The following is a 12,408-nucleotide window of genomic DNA, read 5'->3' on the forward strand; positions in this document are numbered from 1 at the left end:
AATTGCGAAAAACAGCGATTTTACGGGGACTTGGCTGGACATAGCAGCCTCGCCAGCGTCGAATTGCGTCTTGATCGCCGAGGGCCAAGCCATGTGAACCCGGTTTACCGGCTTTAATGGCCTGTTTAATCGCGGCGGTTAGGGACATGACTGTAAGTGTATGACATCGCCCCGCATCACCGTCGCGCTCAGCGTCCATAACAACGCCCCCTATCTGGCGGCGGCGTTGGAAAGCCTGCTCGCGCAGAGCTATGTCGATTTCGAGTTGCTGGTGGTCAATGACGGGTCGACCGACGCGTCGCGCACGATCATCGATGATTATGCGGCGCGCGATCCTCGGGTCCGGCCGATCCATCAGCCCAATCGCGGGTTGATCGCCAGTCTGAACCTGATGATCGCCCAAGCCCGAGGCGAATATATCGCACGTATGGACGGCGACGACATCGCCTTGCCCGAACGGTTCGCGCGACAGGTCGCCTTTCTGGATACTCATCCCGATCATGGCGTGGTGGGAAGCCGCGTGATCGCGATGCGCGAGAATGGGGAGGATCGGATCGATCGGCCGATCGACCATCCCGTGTCGACCGAAGCGGTTCATGCCGCGCTGGAGGCAGGGCCGCTGCTCTGCCACCCCTCGGTCATGATGCGGCGCTGCTTGCTGGAGGCGGTGGGCGGCTATCGCGCGGCCTATCGGCATTGCGAGGATTATGACCTGTGGCTGCGGCTGGCCGAGCGGACGCGCATGGCCAATCTGCCCGAGCGGCTGCTCCGCTATCGCTATTCCGACACCCAGGTGTCCAATCGCCATGCGGTCGCGCTGAACTATGGCGCGGCGATGGCGCGTCTCTGCCGGGGGGAGCGGCTGGCGGGTCGTCCCGATCCTTCCGATCCCTGGACGACCCTGCCCCCGATCGAGACGCTGGATGCGATTTTCGGTCGCGAGGGCATTTCCCGCAGCGTCCGGGCGGCGGTCGTGCGGGGCATTCTCTACAATCCCGGCGCCATGGCCGGGGAAGGGCTGGACCTGATGGTTCGGCATATCGCCGAGACACGCGCCGACCGGGGAGAGCGAGTGACCGGGCTGTGGCGTGCCGTCGCGCGGCTGGCCCGAAGCGGGCGGATCGGCGCAGCGACGACGCTCGCCCTGGCCCTGTCGCGCGGATGAGCTCTTCGTCGATCCGTAGTGCCGCGCTGTGGTCGATCGGGATGCAATATATCGCCTTTGCGATCCAGTTCGTGGTCAGCGTGCTGATCTCGCGCTTCTTTCTGACGCCGCCCGAAATGGGGCTGTATTCGATCGCCCTGTCCGCCGCGCTGATGGTGTCGGTGTTGCAGGATTTTGGGATCAGCCGGTTCGTCGCGGGCGAGCGCGAATTGAGCGATGCGCAGGTCGAGACCTGTTTTTCCGTCTCGGTGATCTTCGCGCTGGGCATCGGCCTGCTCATCCTGGCGCTCGCCTGGCCAGTGGCGCGCTTCTATGACAATGCGCGGCTGACACCGTTGCTGGCGATCATCGCCGGGTCCTATCTGGTCGTACCCTTCGGCATCGTGCCCAGCGCCATGCTGCAGCGACGGATGGACTATTTCTCGCTGTTCTTGGTCAATGTCGGCGCGGCGATCGTCAATGCGAGCTTTTCGCTGGGGCTGGCGTGGATGGGCTATTCGGCCTTTGCGCTGGCCTGGGCGGCGGTGGCGCAGCAGGCGACGCGCGCGATCATCGGCCAGTGGCGGTCCGGCATACGCCCGCCTTTCCCGCCGCGCCTGACGGGGGTGGGGCCGATCCTGCGCTTCGGCTCGAACAGTTCGCTGCTCCATATCAGCGGCGCGATCGGGGGCCGCAGCCCCGACCTGGTGATCGGCCGCATCCTCGATCTGACCGCAGTCGGCCTGTTCGGCCGCGCCTCCAGCCTGGCGGCGCAGTTGCAGATGCTGGTCAGCGGCGCGGTCGACGGGGTATTCTATCCGGCCTTCGCCCGGTTGCGGGATACGGGTGCCGATCTGGGCGAACCCTATAAGCGCGTGGTGGCCGCCTATAGCGCGGCGACCTGGCCCGCCATGGCGTTCCTGGCCGCCGCCGCGACGCCGATCGTGCTGATGCTCTATGGCCCGCGCTGGATCGGGGTGGCACCGCTGCTCGCCTGGATCGCGATGGGGCAGATCTTCTTCGCCGCGCTCCCGCTGCATGTCGAACTGCCCATCCTGCTGGGCAAGATCCGGCGGCTGGTGGCGCTCAACGCGCTGGATACGGCGGCTTCGATCGGGTTGCTGGTGGTGAGCGCGGCGATCAGCCTGGAATGGGCGGCGGTGTCGCGCATCGGCTATGGGCTGATCTGGTTCCTCCTCTATGTCGGGCTGATCCGGCGGCTGACGGGATTCACCTGGCGCGGGCTGGCGGTCATCTATGCCAAGAGCCTGATCGCGACGCTGGCGACGGTGGCGCCGCTGCTTGCGGTCTATCGCTGGATCGCGCCGCCCGAAGCGGTGGGGCTGATGCTGCTGGCCGGAGCGGCGATCGGCGGGGTGATCGCCTGGCTGGTCGTCGTCTATGCATTGCGCCATCCGATCCGGCTGGAAATCAATGCAATAGCCGGCGGACTGTGGTCGCGCCTGCCGAAACGGCGTCGAACCTCCGACGCCTGATACCCGCGGCTTGCCCGCGCGGTCGGGGCCGCCCATAGTCCGGGCCATGTCCCCTCCCCCACCCGGCCTAGACGATCCCGAACAGGCGGCCTTTGCCTGGGCGCGGTTCCGCTGGCTGATGGCGTGGATGACGGTCGCCGCCGCCGTGGCGGTGGGCTTTGCGATGATCGCGCTGGCCGAAGTCTATGGCCCGCTCAACGGGGTGACGATGCTGGGGGTGATCGGCGGGATCGGCGGCATGGTGATGCTGACCGGCGCGCTGATGGGGCTGGTCTTTCTCAGCTCGGGAACCGGGCATGACGAGGATGTCGACCGGCGGCCATAAAAAACCGGCCCCCGCAAGCGTTGCGGAGGCCGGTCCTTATCGATCGAAAGCGTGGGGAGCGATCAGCCCGCCGCCGCCTCCGGCTCCACCGGAGCCGCCGCGCGGACGCGACGACGGCGGGGCTTTTCCTCCGCAGCCGCTTCCGCCTCGGGTGCGGCACTCAGCGCGGGCGGCAGGCGATCGGCGTCGAAGCCGGTCTGCTCGCCGCCATCCTGCATCTCAGGCGCACGCTCGCGACGCGGACGGCCGCGACGACGGGGGGCTTCCTCTTCGGCCTGAGGCGCCGCCGCGACGTCCGCCGTGACGACCGGCTGGGCATCCTCGGTCACGACAGGCTGTTCGGCACGCATCGGACGGCGATCCTCGCGCGGTTCGCGGCGCGGTCGGTCGTCGCGATCGCGGCGGGGCCGCTCGTCACGCTGCTGGTTGTCGCGCGCATAGGTTTCGCGCGGCTGGTTATCGCGAGGCTGGCGCTCGCGGCGCGGCTGTTCGACCTCGCCCTGCTGCTCGCCGGGGCGGATGGGATCGCCCTCGTCGCCATAATCCTCGGCATCGTTGTCGAAGCCGTCGTCATACTGGTCGTCGCGCGATTCCTCGCGCTGGCGGCGCTGATTCTGCTCCTCGAAGCGCGAGCGGGTTTCGCTCAGCACCCGGAAATAGTGGTCGGCGAACTGCCAGTAATATTCGGTGTTGACCCGGTCGCCCTGCCGCTGCGCCTCGGTCGCCAGATTCTTGTACTTCTCGTACAGCTGGTTGGCGTTGCCGCGCGCGCGGTTGTCGATGCGATTGCCATTGTCGGAACGGCCGGGGTTGCCACCCGGACGCTGCCCACCATTGTTGTTGCCGCCACGACCGCGACGGCGGCCGGCCTGCCGATTATTGATCAAGCTGTTCGTCCTTAGTCGTCAAACCAACAAGGTCCACTTTTTCCGACCCACTCTTCCCGACATCGCGCGCGATTCGCGCGATGCGAAGCTCTCGCGCCCCGTGAGGCGCTTGCCACGGCCGCCGGACAGCAGCGACTGCATGACGAAGGGTATGGGCATCGGCCCGAAGCAAAGACTCCGAAAAAACGGTGCCCCGAAAAAACGGTGACAATGCCGATGTTCGCGTGCCCCTGCCCCGCTCTAGCGGGATAAACCGGGGTCCTTCAAGTGAAATATGGGGCATCATCGGCGAATGTTCAATGCGCGAGGAGGGCGCGGGGCCGCCCGCCTAGATCGCGGTGCAGGCTGACGGTGAAATTCTGCGCCTCCAGAAGCGCCGTCACCGCCTCGGCCTGTTCATGCCCGATCTCGATCACCGCCGCTCCACCGGGGGCAAGCAGGCGGCGCAGTTCGGGGGCGAGCAGGCGGTAGTCGTCCAGCCCGTCGGAACCGGCGAACAGCGCGGTTCCGGGTTCGTAATCGCGCACCTCGGGCGAAAGCGGCTCGGCGGTGCCGATATAGGGCGGGTTGGTGACGATGCAGTCGAATGGCCCGACCAGGCCGGTCGCCCAGTCGCCCCGCACGAACCGCGCCCGGTCGGCGAGGCCACAGGCCTCGGCATTGGCGACGGCGTAATCGAGCGCTTGCGCAGAACGATCGACGCCCAGTCCTCTGGTGTCCCGCCACTCGTCGAGCAAAGCGAGCAGCAGCGTGCCCGGCCCGGTGCCCAGGTCGAGCAGCGTGGCGGGCGGACGCCCCCTGAAGTGCCGGAGCGCGGCATCGACCAGCGTCTCGCTATCCACCCGCGGGACCAGAGCGCCGGGGCCGACCATCAGATCCAGCGTCCAGAAACCGCGCGTGCCGGTGATATAGGCAACCGGCTCCTGGCGCGCGCGGCGCTCGACCAGCGGCCAGAAGCTGTCGGGGACGGGGCGGGTCAGGTCGAGCAGCAGGGCGTTGCGCTCGATCCCCAGGGCGTGGGCGAGCAGCAGCTCCGCGTCGAGCCGCGCGGTGGGGGAGAAGGTGAAACGCTCGGCGGCTTGTGCGAGCGCGGTGCGGGCGGTGGAGCTATCCACCATAGCGCCCCACTGGCTTGGCAATGTCTCTTCCTCCCCGGCAAGGGGAGGGGGACCATCCGAAGGATGGTGGAGGGGTGTAACCATTTGTGATGGAGCGCGTCCTCGCCGGCCGGGACACCCCTCCGTCAGGCCAGCGGCCTGCCACCTCCCCTTGCAGGGGAGGAAGGTCCCCTATGCGAACCGCCCCTCCCTCACCCATCGAGCGCGGCGAGCCGTTCGGCCTCATCCTCCGCCAGCAATGCGCCGATCAGTTCGTCCAGTTCGCCTTCCAGAATTTCCGGCAGGCGGTGGAGGGTCAGGTTGATCCGGTGATCGGTCACCCGCCCCTGCGGGAAGTTGTAGGTGCGAATCCGCTCCGACCGATCGCCCGAGCCGACCATCGAGCGGCGCGTCCCCGCCCGCTCCGCCGCCAACCTTTCGCGTTCGGCCTCGTAGAGGCGCGTCCGCAGCACCTTCATCGCCTTGGCGCGGTTCTTGTGCTGCGAGCGTTCGTCCTGCTGGATCACGACCAGCCCCGACGGGATGTGCGTGATGCGGATCGCCGAGTCGGTGGTGTTGACGTGCTGCCCGCCCGCCCCCGACGAGCGATAGATGTCGATGCGCAGATCCTTGTCGTCGATCTGGAGGTCGACCTCCTCCGCTTCGGGCAGCACCGCGACGGTCGCCGCCGAGGTATGGATGCGCCCGCCCGATTCGGTGACCGGCACGCGCTGGACCCGGTGGACGCCGGATTCGAACTTCAGCTTGGCGAACACGCCCGCCCCCGCGACCGAGGCGACGACTTCCTTGTAACCGCCGGTATCGGGCACCGAGGCGGAGATGACCTCGACTCGCCAGCCCTGCCGCTCGGCATAGCGCTGGTACATGCGGAACAGGTCGCCCGCGAACAAAGCCGCCTCGTCGCCGCCGGTCCCGGCGCGGATTTCGAGCATCGCGGCGCGTTCGTCGGCGGCGTCGCGGGGCAGCAGCGCCAGCGCGAGGTGGCGATCCGCCTCGGCCAGCGCATTGCGGTTGGCGTGGAGTTCCTCCGCCGCCAGCTCGCGCAGTTCGTCGTCGCCGTCCTGCGTCATATAGGCCAGGCTGTCCGCCTCCTGCCGCAACCGGCGCACTTCGGCGGCGGCGTTGGCGACCGGCTCCAACTCGGCATATTCCTTCGACACCGCGACGAAGCGATCAGAGGGCAGGTCCCCCGTCGCCATCATCGCCTGCAATTCGTCGCGTCGCGCCTCGATCTGCGCGATGCGCTCGGCCGAGATGGTCTTCATGCCGTCGTCAAACGCTGCGCCAAGGGAGGAAGCTGCTCGCCATGATCCTCGGCGATCTCGTCCTTGAACAACAGGTCGGACAGGCTTTGCGCCACCGTGTCGAGCGACACCTTCGCCTGCTCGCCGGTCTTCAGAGCCTTCACCTGCACCTGGCCGTTCGCCAGCTCGTCATCGCCCAGGATCAGCGCATAGCGCGCGCCCTGGTCGTTCGCCTTGGCCATGCGGCGCTTCATATTGCCGCGAAACGCCATGTCGGTGGCGATGTCCGCGCGGCGCAGCTCGGCGACGAGGCCGGTTGCGCGCAACTCCGCCGCCGCGCCCATCGGCACGACCACCGCGTCGATGGCGAGCTTGGCAGGCTCGTCGAGCAGCATCGCCAGTCGCTCGACCCCGGCCGCCCAGCCCACGCCCGCCGTGGGCGCCCCGCCCAGCGACTCGACCAGCCCGTCATAGCGCCCCCCCGCCAGCACCGTCCCTTGCGAGCCCAGCCGGTCGGTCACGAACTCGAACGCGGTGTGGCGATAATAATCCAGACCGCGCACCAGCCGCGCATTGCGCGTCCAGGCGACGCCCGCCGCGTCCAGCCCCGCCGTCACCGCCTCGAAGAACGCGCGCGCTTCGGGCGTCAGATAGGCGTCGATATCGGGCGCGGCATCGGCGATCGGCCGGTCGCGCGGGTCCTTGGAATCGAGGATGCGAAGCGGATTCTTCTCCAGCCGCACCAGGCTGTCCTCGGACAGTTGATCCCGGTGCGCCTCGAAATGCGCGACCAGTGCGTCGCGCCAGGCGTCGCGCGTTGCCGCATCGCCCAGCGTGTTGAGCTGCAACGTCACGCCCTCGGCGATGCCCAGTTCGCGCAGCAGCTGGTCGGCCATCACCAGCAACTCGACATCCGCCGCCGGTTCGGCCGCGCCCAGAATTTCGGCGTCGATCTGATGGAACTGACGATAGCGCCCCTTTTGCGGGCGTTCGTACCGGAATACCGCGCCCGAGGTCGCGAGCTTGAGCGGCGCATATTGCTGCCACCCTTCGGTCAGATAGGCCCGCGCGATCCCGGCGGTGAATTCGGGCCGCAGGGTCAGCAGGTCGCCGCCGCGATCGGGGAAGGTGTACATCTCCTTCGAAACGACATCGGTCGTTTCGCCGATCGAGCGGGCAAAGACCTGCGTATCCTCGAACACCGGCAGGTCGAGCCGCTGAAAGGCGTAGAGGCCATGGACATGCTCGAAGGTGGCCAGCACCTGCGCAAAGCGGCGCTGCTCGTCGCCGAAGATGTCCTGCGTGCCGCGCACGCGCTTGGGGGTTTCGATCCGTGCCATAGAGGTGGCGCTATCTAAGGTAGCGAAGCCCCGTGCGCTAGAGTGCGATCACGCGCTCCGGGACAGCCAGTCGGCCAGCGCCAGTTCGGTGGTGGGGCGGGTCTCGGCGCACATGCTGTGCCGCATGATCTCCAGCGCCCAGCGGCGATGCGCGTCGCTCTCGCTCGCCACCGTGTCGCCCGGCACCCACAGGTCGTATTCGCGCATATGCGCATCGGCTGCCGTGAACAGCACGCAAATGTCCGCCGCCACCCCGGTCAGGATCACGCGGCTGACGCCGAGTTGCGGCAACAGCACCGGCAGGTTGGTCGCGTAGAAGCCCGAAAATTGCGGCTTCACGATGAAATAGTCGCTGTCGCGCGGCCGAAGTGCGGCGATCAATGCACGGCCCGGGCTGTCCGCGCGATCGCAATGCTCGACGATCGAGGAGCGTTCGGAATGCCAATGGCCAAAATTGTCGTTGACGTAGATGACCGGCACCCCGGCCTCGTCCGCCGCATCCCGCAACCCCACGATCCGCCCCGCCGCCGCCTCGGCCGGTTCGCGCAAATCCTCGCCCCCCTCGAAATCCAGGTCGTTGATCATGTCGATGATGAGAAGCGCGGTGGCGTGGGGGGCGGAGTCGGGCATGACGCCTCATGCCATCCCTGGGCAGGCACCGCGTTGATATAGCCGAACTTTTCGCCATCCAGCGTCAGGACACCCCCGAGGTGCGGCCAAACGACGTTTGACGCCCCGTCTTGCCTCTGCCTAGCATCGGCCATGCTCGCCCTGTCGCTGGTGCTTGTCGCCGCCGCCCAAACACCGTCCGGCCCGGTTCAGTCACCACCGGAGATGTTCAGCCGCGTCGCGGCCTGCCGCGATGCCGGTTCGCCGATCGCCGAGCCCTGCGCGCTCCCCTTGTCCGTGTCCTCGGCGGACGCGGTGGCGCGGCTGGGCAGCGAGTCGCGGCGCTGGTGGGTGGAGGGCGATCGCCTGACCATGATCGCCCGCCCCGATGTCGAGCGCTGGGCGATGCTGTGCTGCTCGGTCCAGACCGCGCTTGAGCCGATCCCTGGCACCGATCTCGCGGGCGTGACGGTGCGGGTACCGCGCATCGACGAGGCGATCCTGAGCATCGCGACCTTCCCCGCGAAAGACGAGCATCGCGACGTCCGGCGCGGAGTGCTCGCTCCGCCCGCTCCCGAGCGGATCGCCCCGCCGCCCGCGCGTCTGATCCGCCGCATGATCGCCTCGCGCTGGCTGGGCGAGACGCGGGGCATCACCATCTATCTGCCGCCGGTGATCGATCGGGCACGCCGATTGCCGGTCTTCTATCTGGCTGACAATCTGGCCGAGAAATTCGCCACCCAGTTCGAGGCGGACGTGCGTGCCCATCGCAGTCCGCCCGCCATCCTGGTCGGTATCGACGCGGCCGCGCCCCGCCAGGCAGGTTGCACGGGCATGGCCTGCGACCGGCGCGGACCGGAGTATAAGATCGACTTCAACACGGACGGCGATACGCCGACCTCCGCTTTCGGCAGGCATTTGCGCTTCGTGACGCTGGAAGTGATCCCGCTGATCGAGAAGGATTATCCCGCCTCGCGCCGCGCCACCGACCGGATCATCGGGGGATCGTCCAACGGCGCGCACTGGGCACTGGCCACGGCCGGGCTGCATCCGGAATTGTTCGGCAAGGTCCTGGCGCTGTCATCCAGCGGACAGGCGGCCAAGGCGCTGGGCGCCAAGCTGGGGCGGGTCCGCATGTTCGGAACGGCCGGTCTGTTCGAGCCGGGTTACCTCGTCAACACGCGCGATACGGTGGAAGCGGCGCGATCCGCCGGAGCGACGGTGCGCTTCGATACGCTGGTCGCCGGTCATGACCAGCTGGCCTGGGACGTGGCGTTCGCGCGCGGCGCGCCGTGGCTGCTGGATCGTCCCTGATCCCCCTCTATCCGGCATCGGGATGGCTTTGGCCGCGCCTGTCGGAAGCGGGGCGTCGCAACGCGCTGATCCTTCTCCTCCTGTCGCTTCTCCCCGCGGCGCCCGCCAAGATATTGCTGGATGGGGATGCTGCCGGCGTCGACCTGCCGGATGATATGGCCCATCTGGCCAGTTCCTATGGATCGCCCCCATAGCCAAGGCCGCTCCACCGGGCGTACATCCCGGTCCATGACCACCTCCCGCTGGCAGCGCCTGCAAACCCGTATCGGCGACCGGATCGCGCCGCCGCGCTTCTTGTTGTTCGCGCTGATCCTGATCGGGGCGGCGGTGGGTCTGGTGCCGGTTCTGGGGATGACGCGGGGTATCCTCGCCGGGTTCGACGCCGCCGCGCTTCTGTTCATCGGGTCGCTTCTGCCCCTGCTGCGGCAGGGTCAGGCTGCGAAGATGCGGGCTCGCGCCGCGCGCAACGATGCCAATCGCGCCGTCCTTCTCGTCTTTTGCGGGATCGTGCTGTTCGTCGTGCTGGTCGCGGTGGGCGGCGAGTTGCGCGGACGGAGCAGCGTCGTCACCATCGCGCTGGTCGTCGGCACGCTGATCCTCGCCTGGTTGTTCTCCAACATCGTCTATGCGCTGCATTATGCGCATCTGTTCTACAGCGCGGGCGACAAGGATAAGGCAGGGGGCGATGCGGGCGGCCTGCAATTCCCCGACACCGCCGAGCCGGATTATTGGGATTTCCTGTATTTCTCGGTGACGCTGGGCATGACCTTCCAGACGTCGGACGTGTCGATCGCCTCGCGCCGGATGCGCCGCGTCGTCACGGGCCAGTGCCTCGCGGCGTTCATCTTCAACCTCGGCGTCATCGCCTTCACCGTCAACGTCCTGGGCGGCGGATCGGGTTGAGGCTGCCCAAAAGGGTCTGGACGACTGGCCTATCGGGTGCCTAACCTGCCCGCATCTCCTCGTCGCCGCAAAAGGCCCTTCATGATCCGCCATTCGCTTCGTTCCGTGTTCGTCGCCTCGCTGCTCGCCTCCTCCGCTGCCGCCGTCGCACAGGTCCCGCCGGGCAACTCCGCGCCTGCCGCCGCCGCCCCCTTCGTCAACACCATCCCCGATGCGGTCGACACCCCCTATCCGGGCACGATCAAGCTGGTCGTCGACGCCACCGATACCGAGCGTGGCATCTTCCGCATGAAGGAGACGATCCCCGTCGCCAAGGCGGGGCCGATGGCTCTGCTGTTCCCGAAGTGGCTGCCCGGCGCGCATAATCCGCGTGGCGAGATCGAGAAGCTGGCAGGCTTGGTTATCAAGGCGAACGGCCGCATCCTGCCCTGGACGCGCGACCCGGTCGACGTCTTCGCCTTCCATATCGACGTGCCCTCGGGCGCGAAACAGCTCGACCTGGAGTTCCAGTTCCTGTCGGCGACCAAGCCCGATCAGGGCCGCATCGCCGTCACCCCGACGATGATCTCGCTGCAGCCCAATTCGGTCAGCCTCTATCCGGCCGGTTACTATACCCGCCAGATCCCGATCCAGATGACCGCGATCTTCCCCACCGGCTGGACGGCGGCGGGCGCGGTTCCGGCCAAGGCGTCGGGGTCCACCTACACCTATGACACGACCAACTATGAAATCCTGGTCGATTCCCCGGTGCTGGCGGGCAAGTATGGCAAGGTCTTCCCGCTGAGCCCGCGCGTCAACCTGAACGTCTTTGCCGACAATGCCGCCGAGCTGAACGCCAAGCCCGAACAGATCGCCGCGCACCAGCGGCTGGTCGACCAGGCGGTCAAGGCCTTCGGCGCGCAGCATTACGACCATTACGAGTTCCTGCTGTCGATCAGCGACCAGCTGGGCGGTATCGGCCTGGAGCATCACCGCTCGTCCGAAAACGGCGTGACGCCGGGCTATTTCACCGACTGGGATTCGGGGCCGGGCCGTCGCAACCTGTTGCCGCACGAATTCACGCATAGCTGGGACGGCAAGTTCCGGCGCGGCGCGGACCTGTGGACGCCGGATTTCCGGACGCCGATGCGCAACTCGCTGCTCTGGGTCTATGAAGGGCAGACGCAGTTCTGGGGCTATGTGCTCCAGGCGCGGGCAGGGCTGGTGTCCAAGCAGGATACGCTGGACCAATATGCCTCGATCCTCGCCGTCTACGACACCGCGCCCGCGCGGCAGTGGCGCGATCTGCTCGACACCACCAACGACCCCATCATCTCGTCGCGCAAGCCCAAGGGCTGGACCAGCTGGCAGCGGTCGGAGGATTATTACAACGAAGGCCTGATGGTCTGGATGGAGGTCGATGCGATGCTCCGCCAGAAGTCGAACGGCACCAAGTCGATCGACGACTTCGCCAAGGCGTTCTTCGGCATCCGCAACGGCGACTGGGGCGAAGTGACCTATACGTTCGAGGATGTCGCCGCCACGCTGAACGGGATCGTCCCCTATGACTGGGCGGGTTTCCTGCGCCAGCGCATCACCGAGACGGGCAAGCCCGCGCCGATCAACGGCTTTGCGATGAACGGGTACAAGCTGGTCTATACCGACACGCCGACCGCAACCTTCAAGCAGGGCGAAAAGGGCAGCACCAACGTCACCTATTCGATCGGCCTGTCGGTGGCGAACAGCGGCGAAGTGACCAGTTCAATTTGGGACAGTCCCGCGTTCAAGGCGGGCATTGATGTCGGCACCCAGATTCAGGCGGTTAACGGCGAAAGCTATAGCGGCGATCGGCTGAAGGCGGCGATCCTGGCCGCCAAGGACCCGAAGAAGCCCGTCAAGTTAGTGATAAAGAACCAGGATGTGTTCCGCGAAGTGACGATCGATTATACCGGCGGCCCGCGCTATCCGCGTCTGCAGAAGGTCGGGACCGGCGAAACCGGGCTGGATCGTCTGCTCACGGCGCGCTGAGCGCGGACTGACCGACATCTA

The 12,408-nt window shown here is 67.1% G+C and carries 11 protein-coding genes; 6 read left to right on the forward strand and 5 right to left on the reverse strand.

Features of this window, described 5'->3' with window-relative positions:
- The first annotated feature begins 160 nt into the window (after positions 1-160).
- The 3 genes from KV697_RS11785 to KV697_RS11795 are packed head-to-tail and all read left to right on the forward strand — an operon-like array spanning position 161 to position 2,965.
- On the forward strand, positions 161-1,165 hold the full coding sequence (locus KV697_RS11785; protein WP_219018349.1) for a glycosyltransferase family 2 protein: 1,005 nt from the start codon (positions 161-163) through the stop codon (positions 1,163-1,165).
- The gene (locus KV697_RS11790; protein ID WP_219018350.1) at positions 1,162-2,640 is read left to right on the forward strand and encodes an oligosaccharide flippase family protein; all 1,479 of its coding nucleotides are present in this window, start codon (positions 1,162-1,164) and stop codon (positions 2,638-2,640) included. The genes KV697_RS11785 and KV697_RS11790 overlap by 4 nt, the downstream gene beginning before the upstream one ends.
- Positions 2,641-2,686: 46 nt before the next feature.
- Positions 2,687-2,965: a hypothetical protein gene (locus KV697_RS11795; protein ID WP_219018351.1), complete on the forward strand. Its 279-nt coding sequence runs from the start codon at positions 2,687-2,689 to the stop codon at positions 2,963-2,965.
- A 62-nt stretch (positions 2,966-3,027) separates the two neighbouring features.
- Here KV697_RS11795 and KV697_RS11800 read toward each other — a convergent pair whose 3' ends face one another.
- The 5 genes from KV697_RS11800 to KV697_RS11820 all read right to left on the reverse strand — a co-directional run bounded on the left by KV697_RS11800 (position 3,028) and on the right by KV697_RS11820 (position 8,184).
- On the reverse strand, positions 3,028-3,852 hold the full coding sequence (locus KV697_RS11800; RefSeq protein WP_219018352.1) for a DUF4167 domain-containing protein: 825 nt from the start codon (positions 3,850-3,852) through the stop codon (positions 3,028-3,030).
- Positions 3,853-4,148: 296 nt separating this feature from the next.
- A complete protein-coding gene (gene prmC, locus KV697_RS11805; protein ID WP_219018353.1) occupies positions 4,149-4,970 on the reverse strand; it encodes a peptide chain release factor N(5)-glutamine methyltransferase in 822 nt (273 codons plus the stop codon).
- 191 nt (positions 4,971-5,161) lie between these two features.
- The gene (gene prfA / locus KV697_RS11810) at positions 5,162-6,235 is read right to left on the reverse strand and encodes a peptide chain release factor 1 (protein ID WP_219018354.1); all 1,074 of its coding nucleotides are present in this window, start codon (positions 6,233-6,235) and stop codon (positions 5,162-5,164) included.
- Complete coding sequence (gene hisS / locus KV697_RS11815) at positions 6,232-7,554, reverse strand: histidine--tRNA ligase (RefSeq protein WP_219018355.1); 1,323 nt, start codon at positions 7,552-7,554, stop codon at positions 6,232-6,234. Before hisS ends, prfA begins: the two co-directional genes overlap by 4 nt.
- Positions 7,555-7,602: 48 nt before the next feature.
- Complete coding sequence (locus tag KV697_RS11820; protein ID WP_219018356.1) at positions 7,603-8,184, reverse strand: cysteine hydrolase family protein; 582 nt, start codon at positions 8,182-8,184, stop codon at positions 7,603-7,605.
- 132 nt (positions 8,185-8,316) lie between these two features.
- Here KV697_RS11820 and KV697_RS11825 point away from each other — a divergent pair, with 132 nt between their 5' ends.
- The 3 genes from KV697_RS11825 (at position 8,317) to KV697_RS11835 (ending at position 12,387) form a co-directional block, all read left to right on the forward strand.
- The gene (locus KV697_RS11825) at positions 8,317-9,477 is read left to right on the forward strand and encodes an alpha/beta hydrolase (protein ID WP_219018357.1); all 1,161 of its coding nucleotides are present in this window, start codon (positions 8,317-8,319) and stop codon (positions 9,475-9,477) included.
- Positions 9,478-9,705: 228 nt separating this feature from the next.
- Positions 9,706-10,380: a DUF1345 domain-containing protein gene (locus tag KV697_RS11830; protein ID WP_219018358.1), complete on the forward strand. Its 675-nt coding sequence runs from the start codon at positions 9,706-9,708 to the stop codon at positions 10,378-10,380.
- A gap of 81 nt (positions 10,381-10,461) precedes the next feature.
- Positions 10,462-12,387, forward strand: coding sequence for a M61 family metallopeptidase (locus KV697_RS11835; RefSeq protein WP_219018359.1), 1,926 nt, complete (start codon positions 10,462-10,464; stop codon positions 12,385-12,387).
- Positions 12,388-12,408 lie beyond the last annotated feature (21 nt).

Origin of the sequence: Sphingomonas sanguinis (genome assembly GCF_019297835.1) — a bacterium.
GTDB lineage: Bacteria > Pseudomonadota > Alphaproteobacteria > Sphingomonadales > Sphingomonadaceae > Sphingomonas > Sphingomonas sanguinis_D.

Excerpts from the sequence above, each read along its gene's own strand:
- KV697_RS11835 (WP_219018359.1), top strand. The coding sequence starts at position 10,462 with ATGATCCGCCATTCGCTTCGTTCCGTGTTCGTCGCCTCGCTGCTCGCC.
- prfA (WP_219018354.1), bottom strand. The coding sequence starts at position 6,235 with ATGAAGACCATCTCGGCCGAGCGCATCGCGCAGATCGAGGCGCGACGC.
- KV697_RS11825 (WP_219018357.1), top strand. The coding sequence starts at position 8,317 with ATGCTCGCCCTGTCGCTGGTGCTTGTCGCCGCCGCCCAAACACCGTCC.
- KV697_RS11785 (WP_219018349.1), top strand. The coding sequence starts at position 161 with ATGACATCGCCCCGCATCACCGTCGCGCTCAGCGTCCATAACAACGCC.
- KV697_RS11820 (WP_219018356.1), bottom strand. The coding sequence starts at position 8,184 with ATGCCCGACTCCGCCCCCCACGCCACCGCGCTTCTCATCATCGACATG.
- KV697_RS11795 (WP_219018351.1), top strand. The coding sequence starts at position 2,687 with ATGTCCCCTCCCCCACCCGGCCTAGACGATCCCGAACAGGCGGCCTTT.
- hisS (WP_219018355.1), bottom strand. The coding sequence starts at position 7,554 with ATGGCACGGATCGAAACCCCCAAGCGCGTGCGCGGCACGCAGGACATC.
- prmC (WP_219018353.1), bottom strand. The coding sequence starts at position 4,970 with ATGGTGGATAGCTCCACCGCCCGCACCGCGCTCGCACAAGCCGCCGAG.
- KV697_RS11830 (WP_219018358.1), top strand. The coding sequence starts at position 9,706 with ATGACCACCTCCCGCTGGCAGCGCCTGCAAACCCGTATCGGCGACCGG.
- KV697_RS11790 (WP_219018350.1), top strand. The coding sequence starts at position 1,162 with ATGAGCTCTTCGTCGATCCGTAGTGCCGCGCTGTGGTCGATCGGGATG.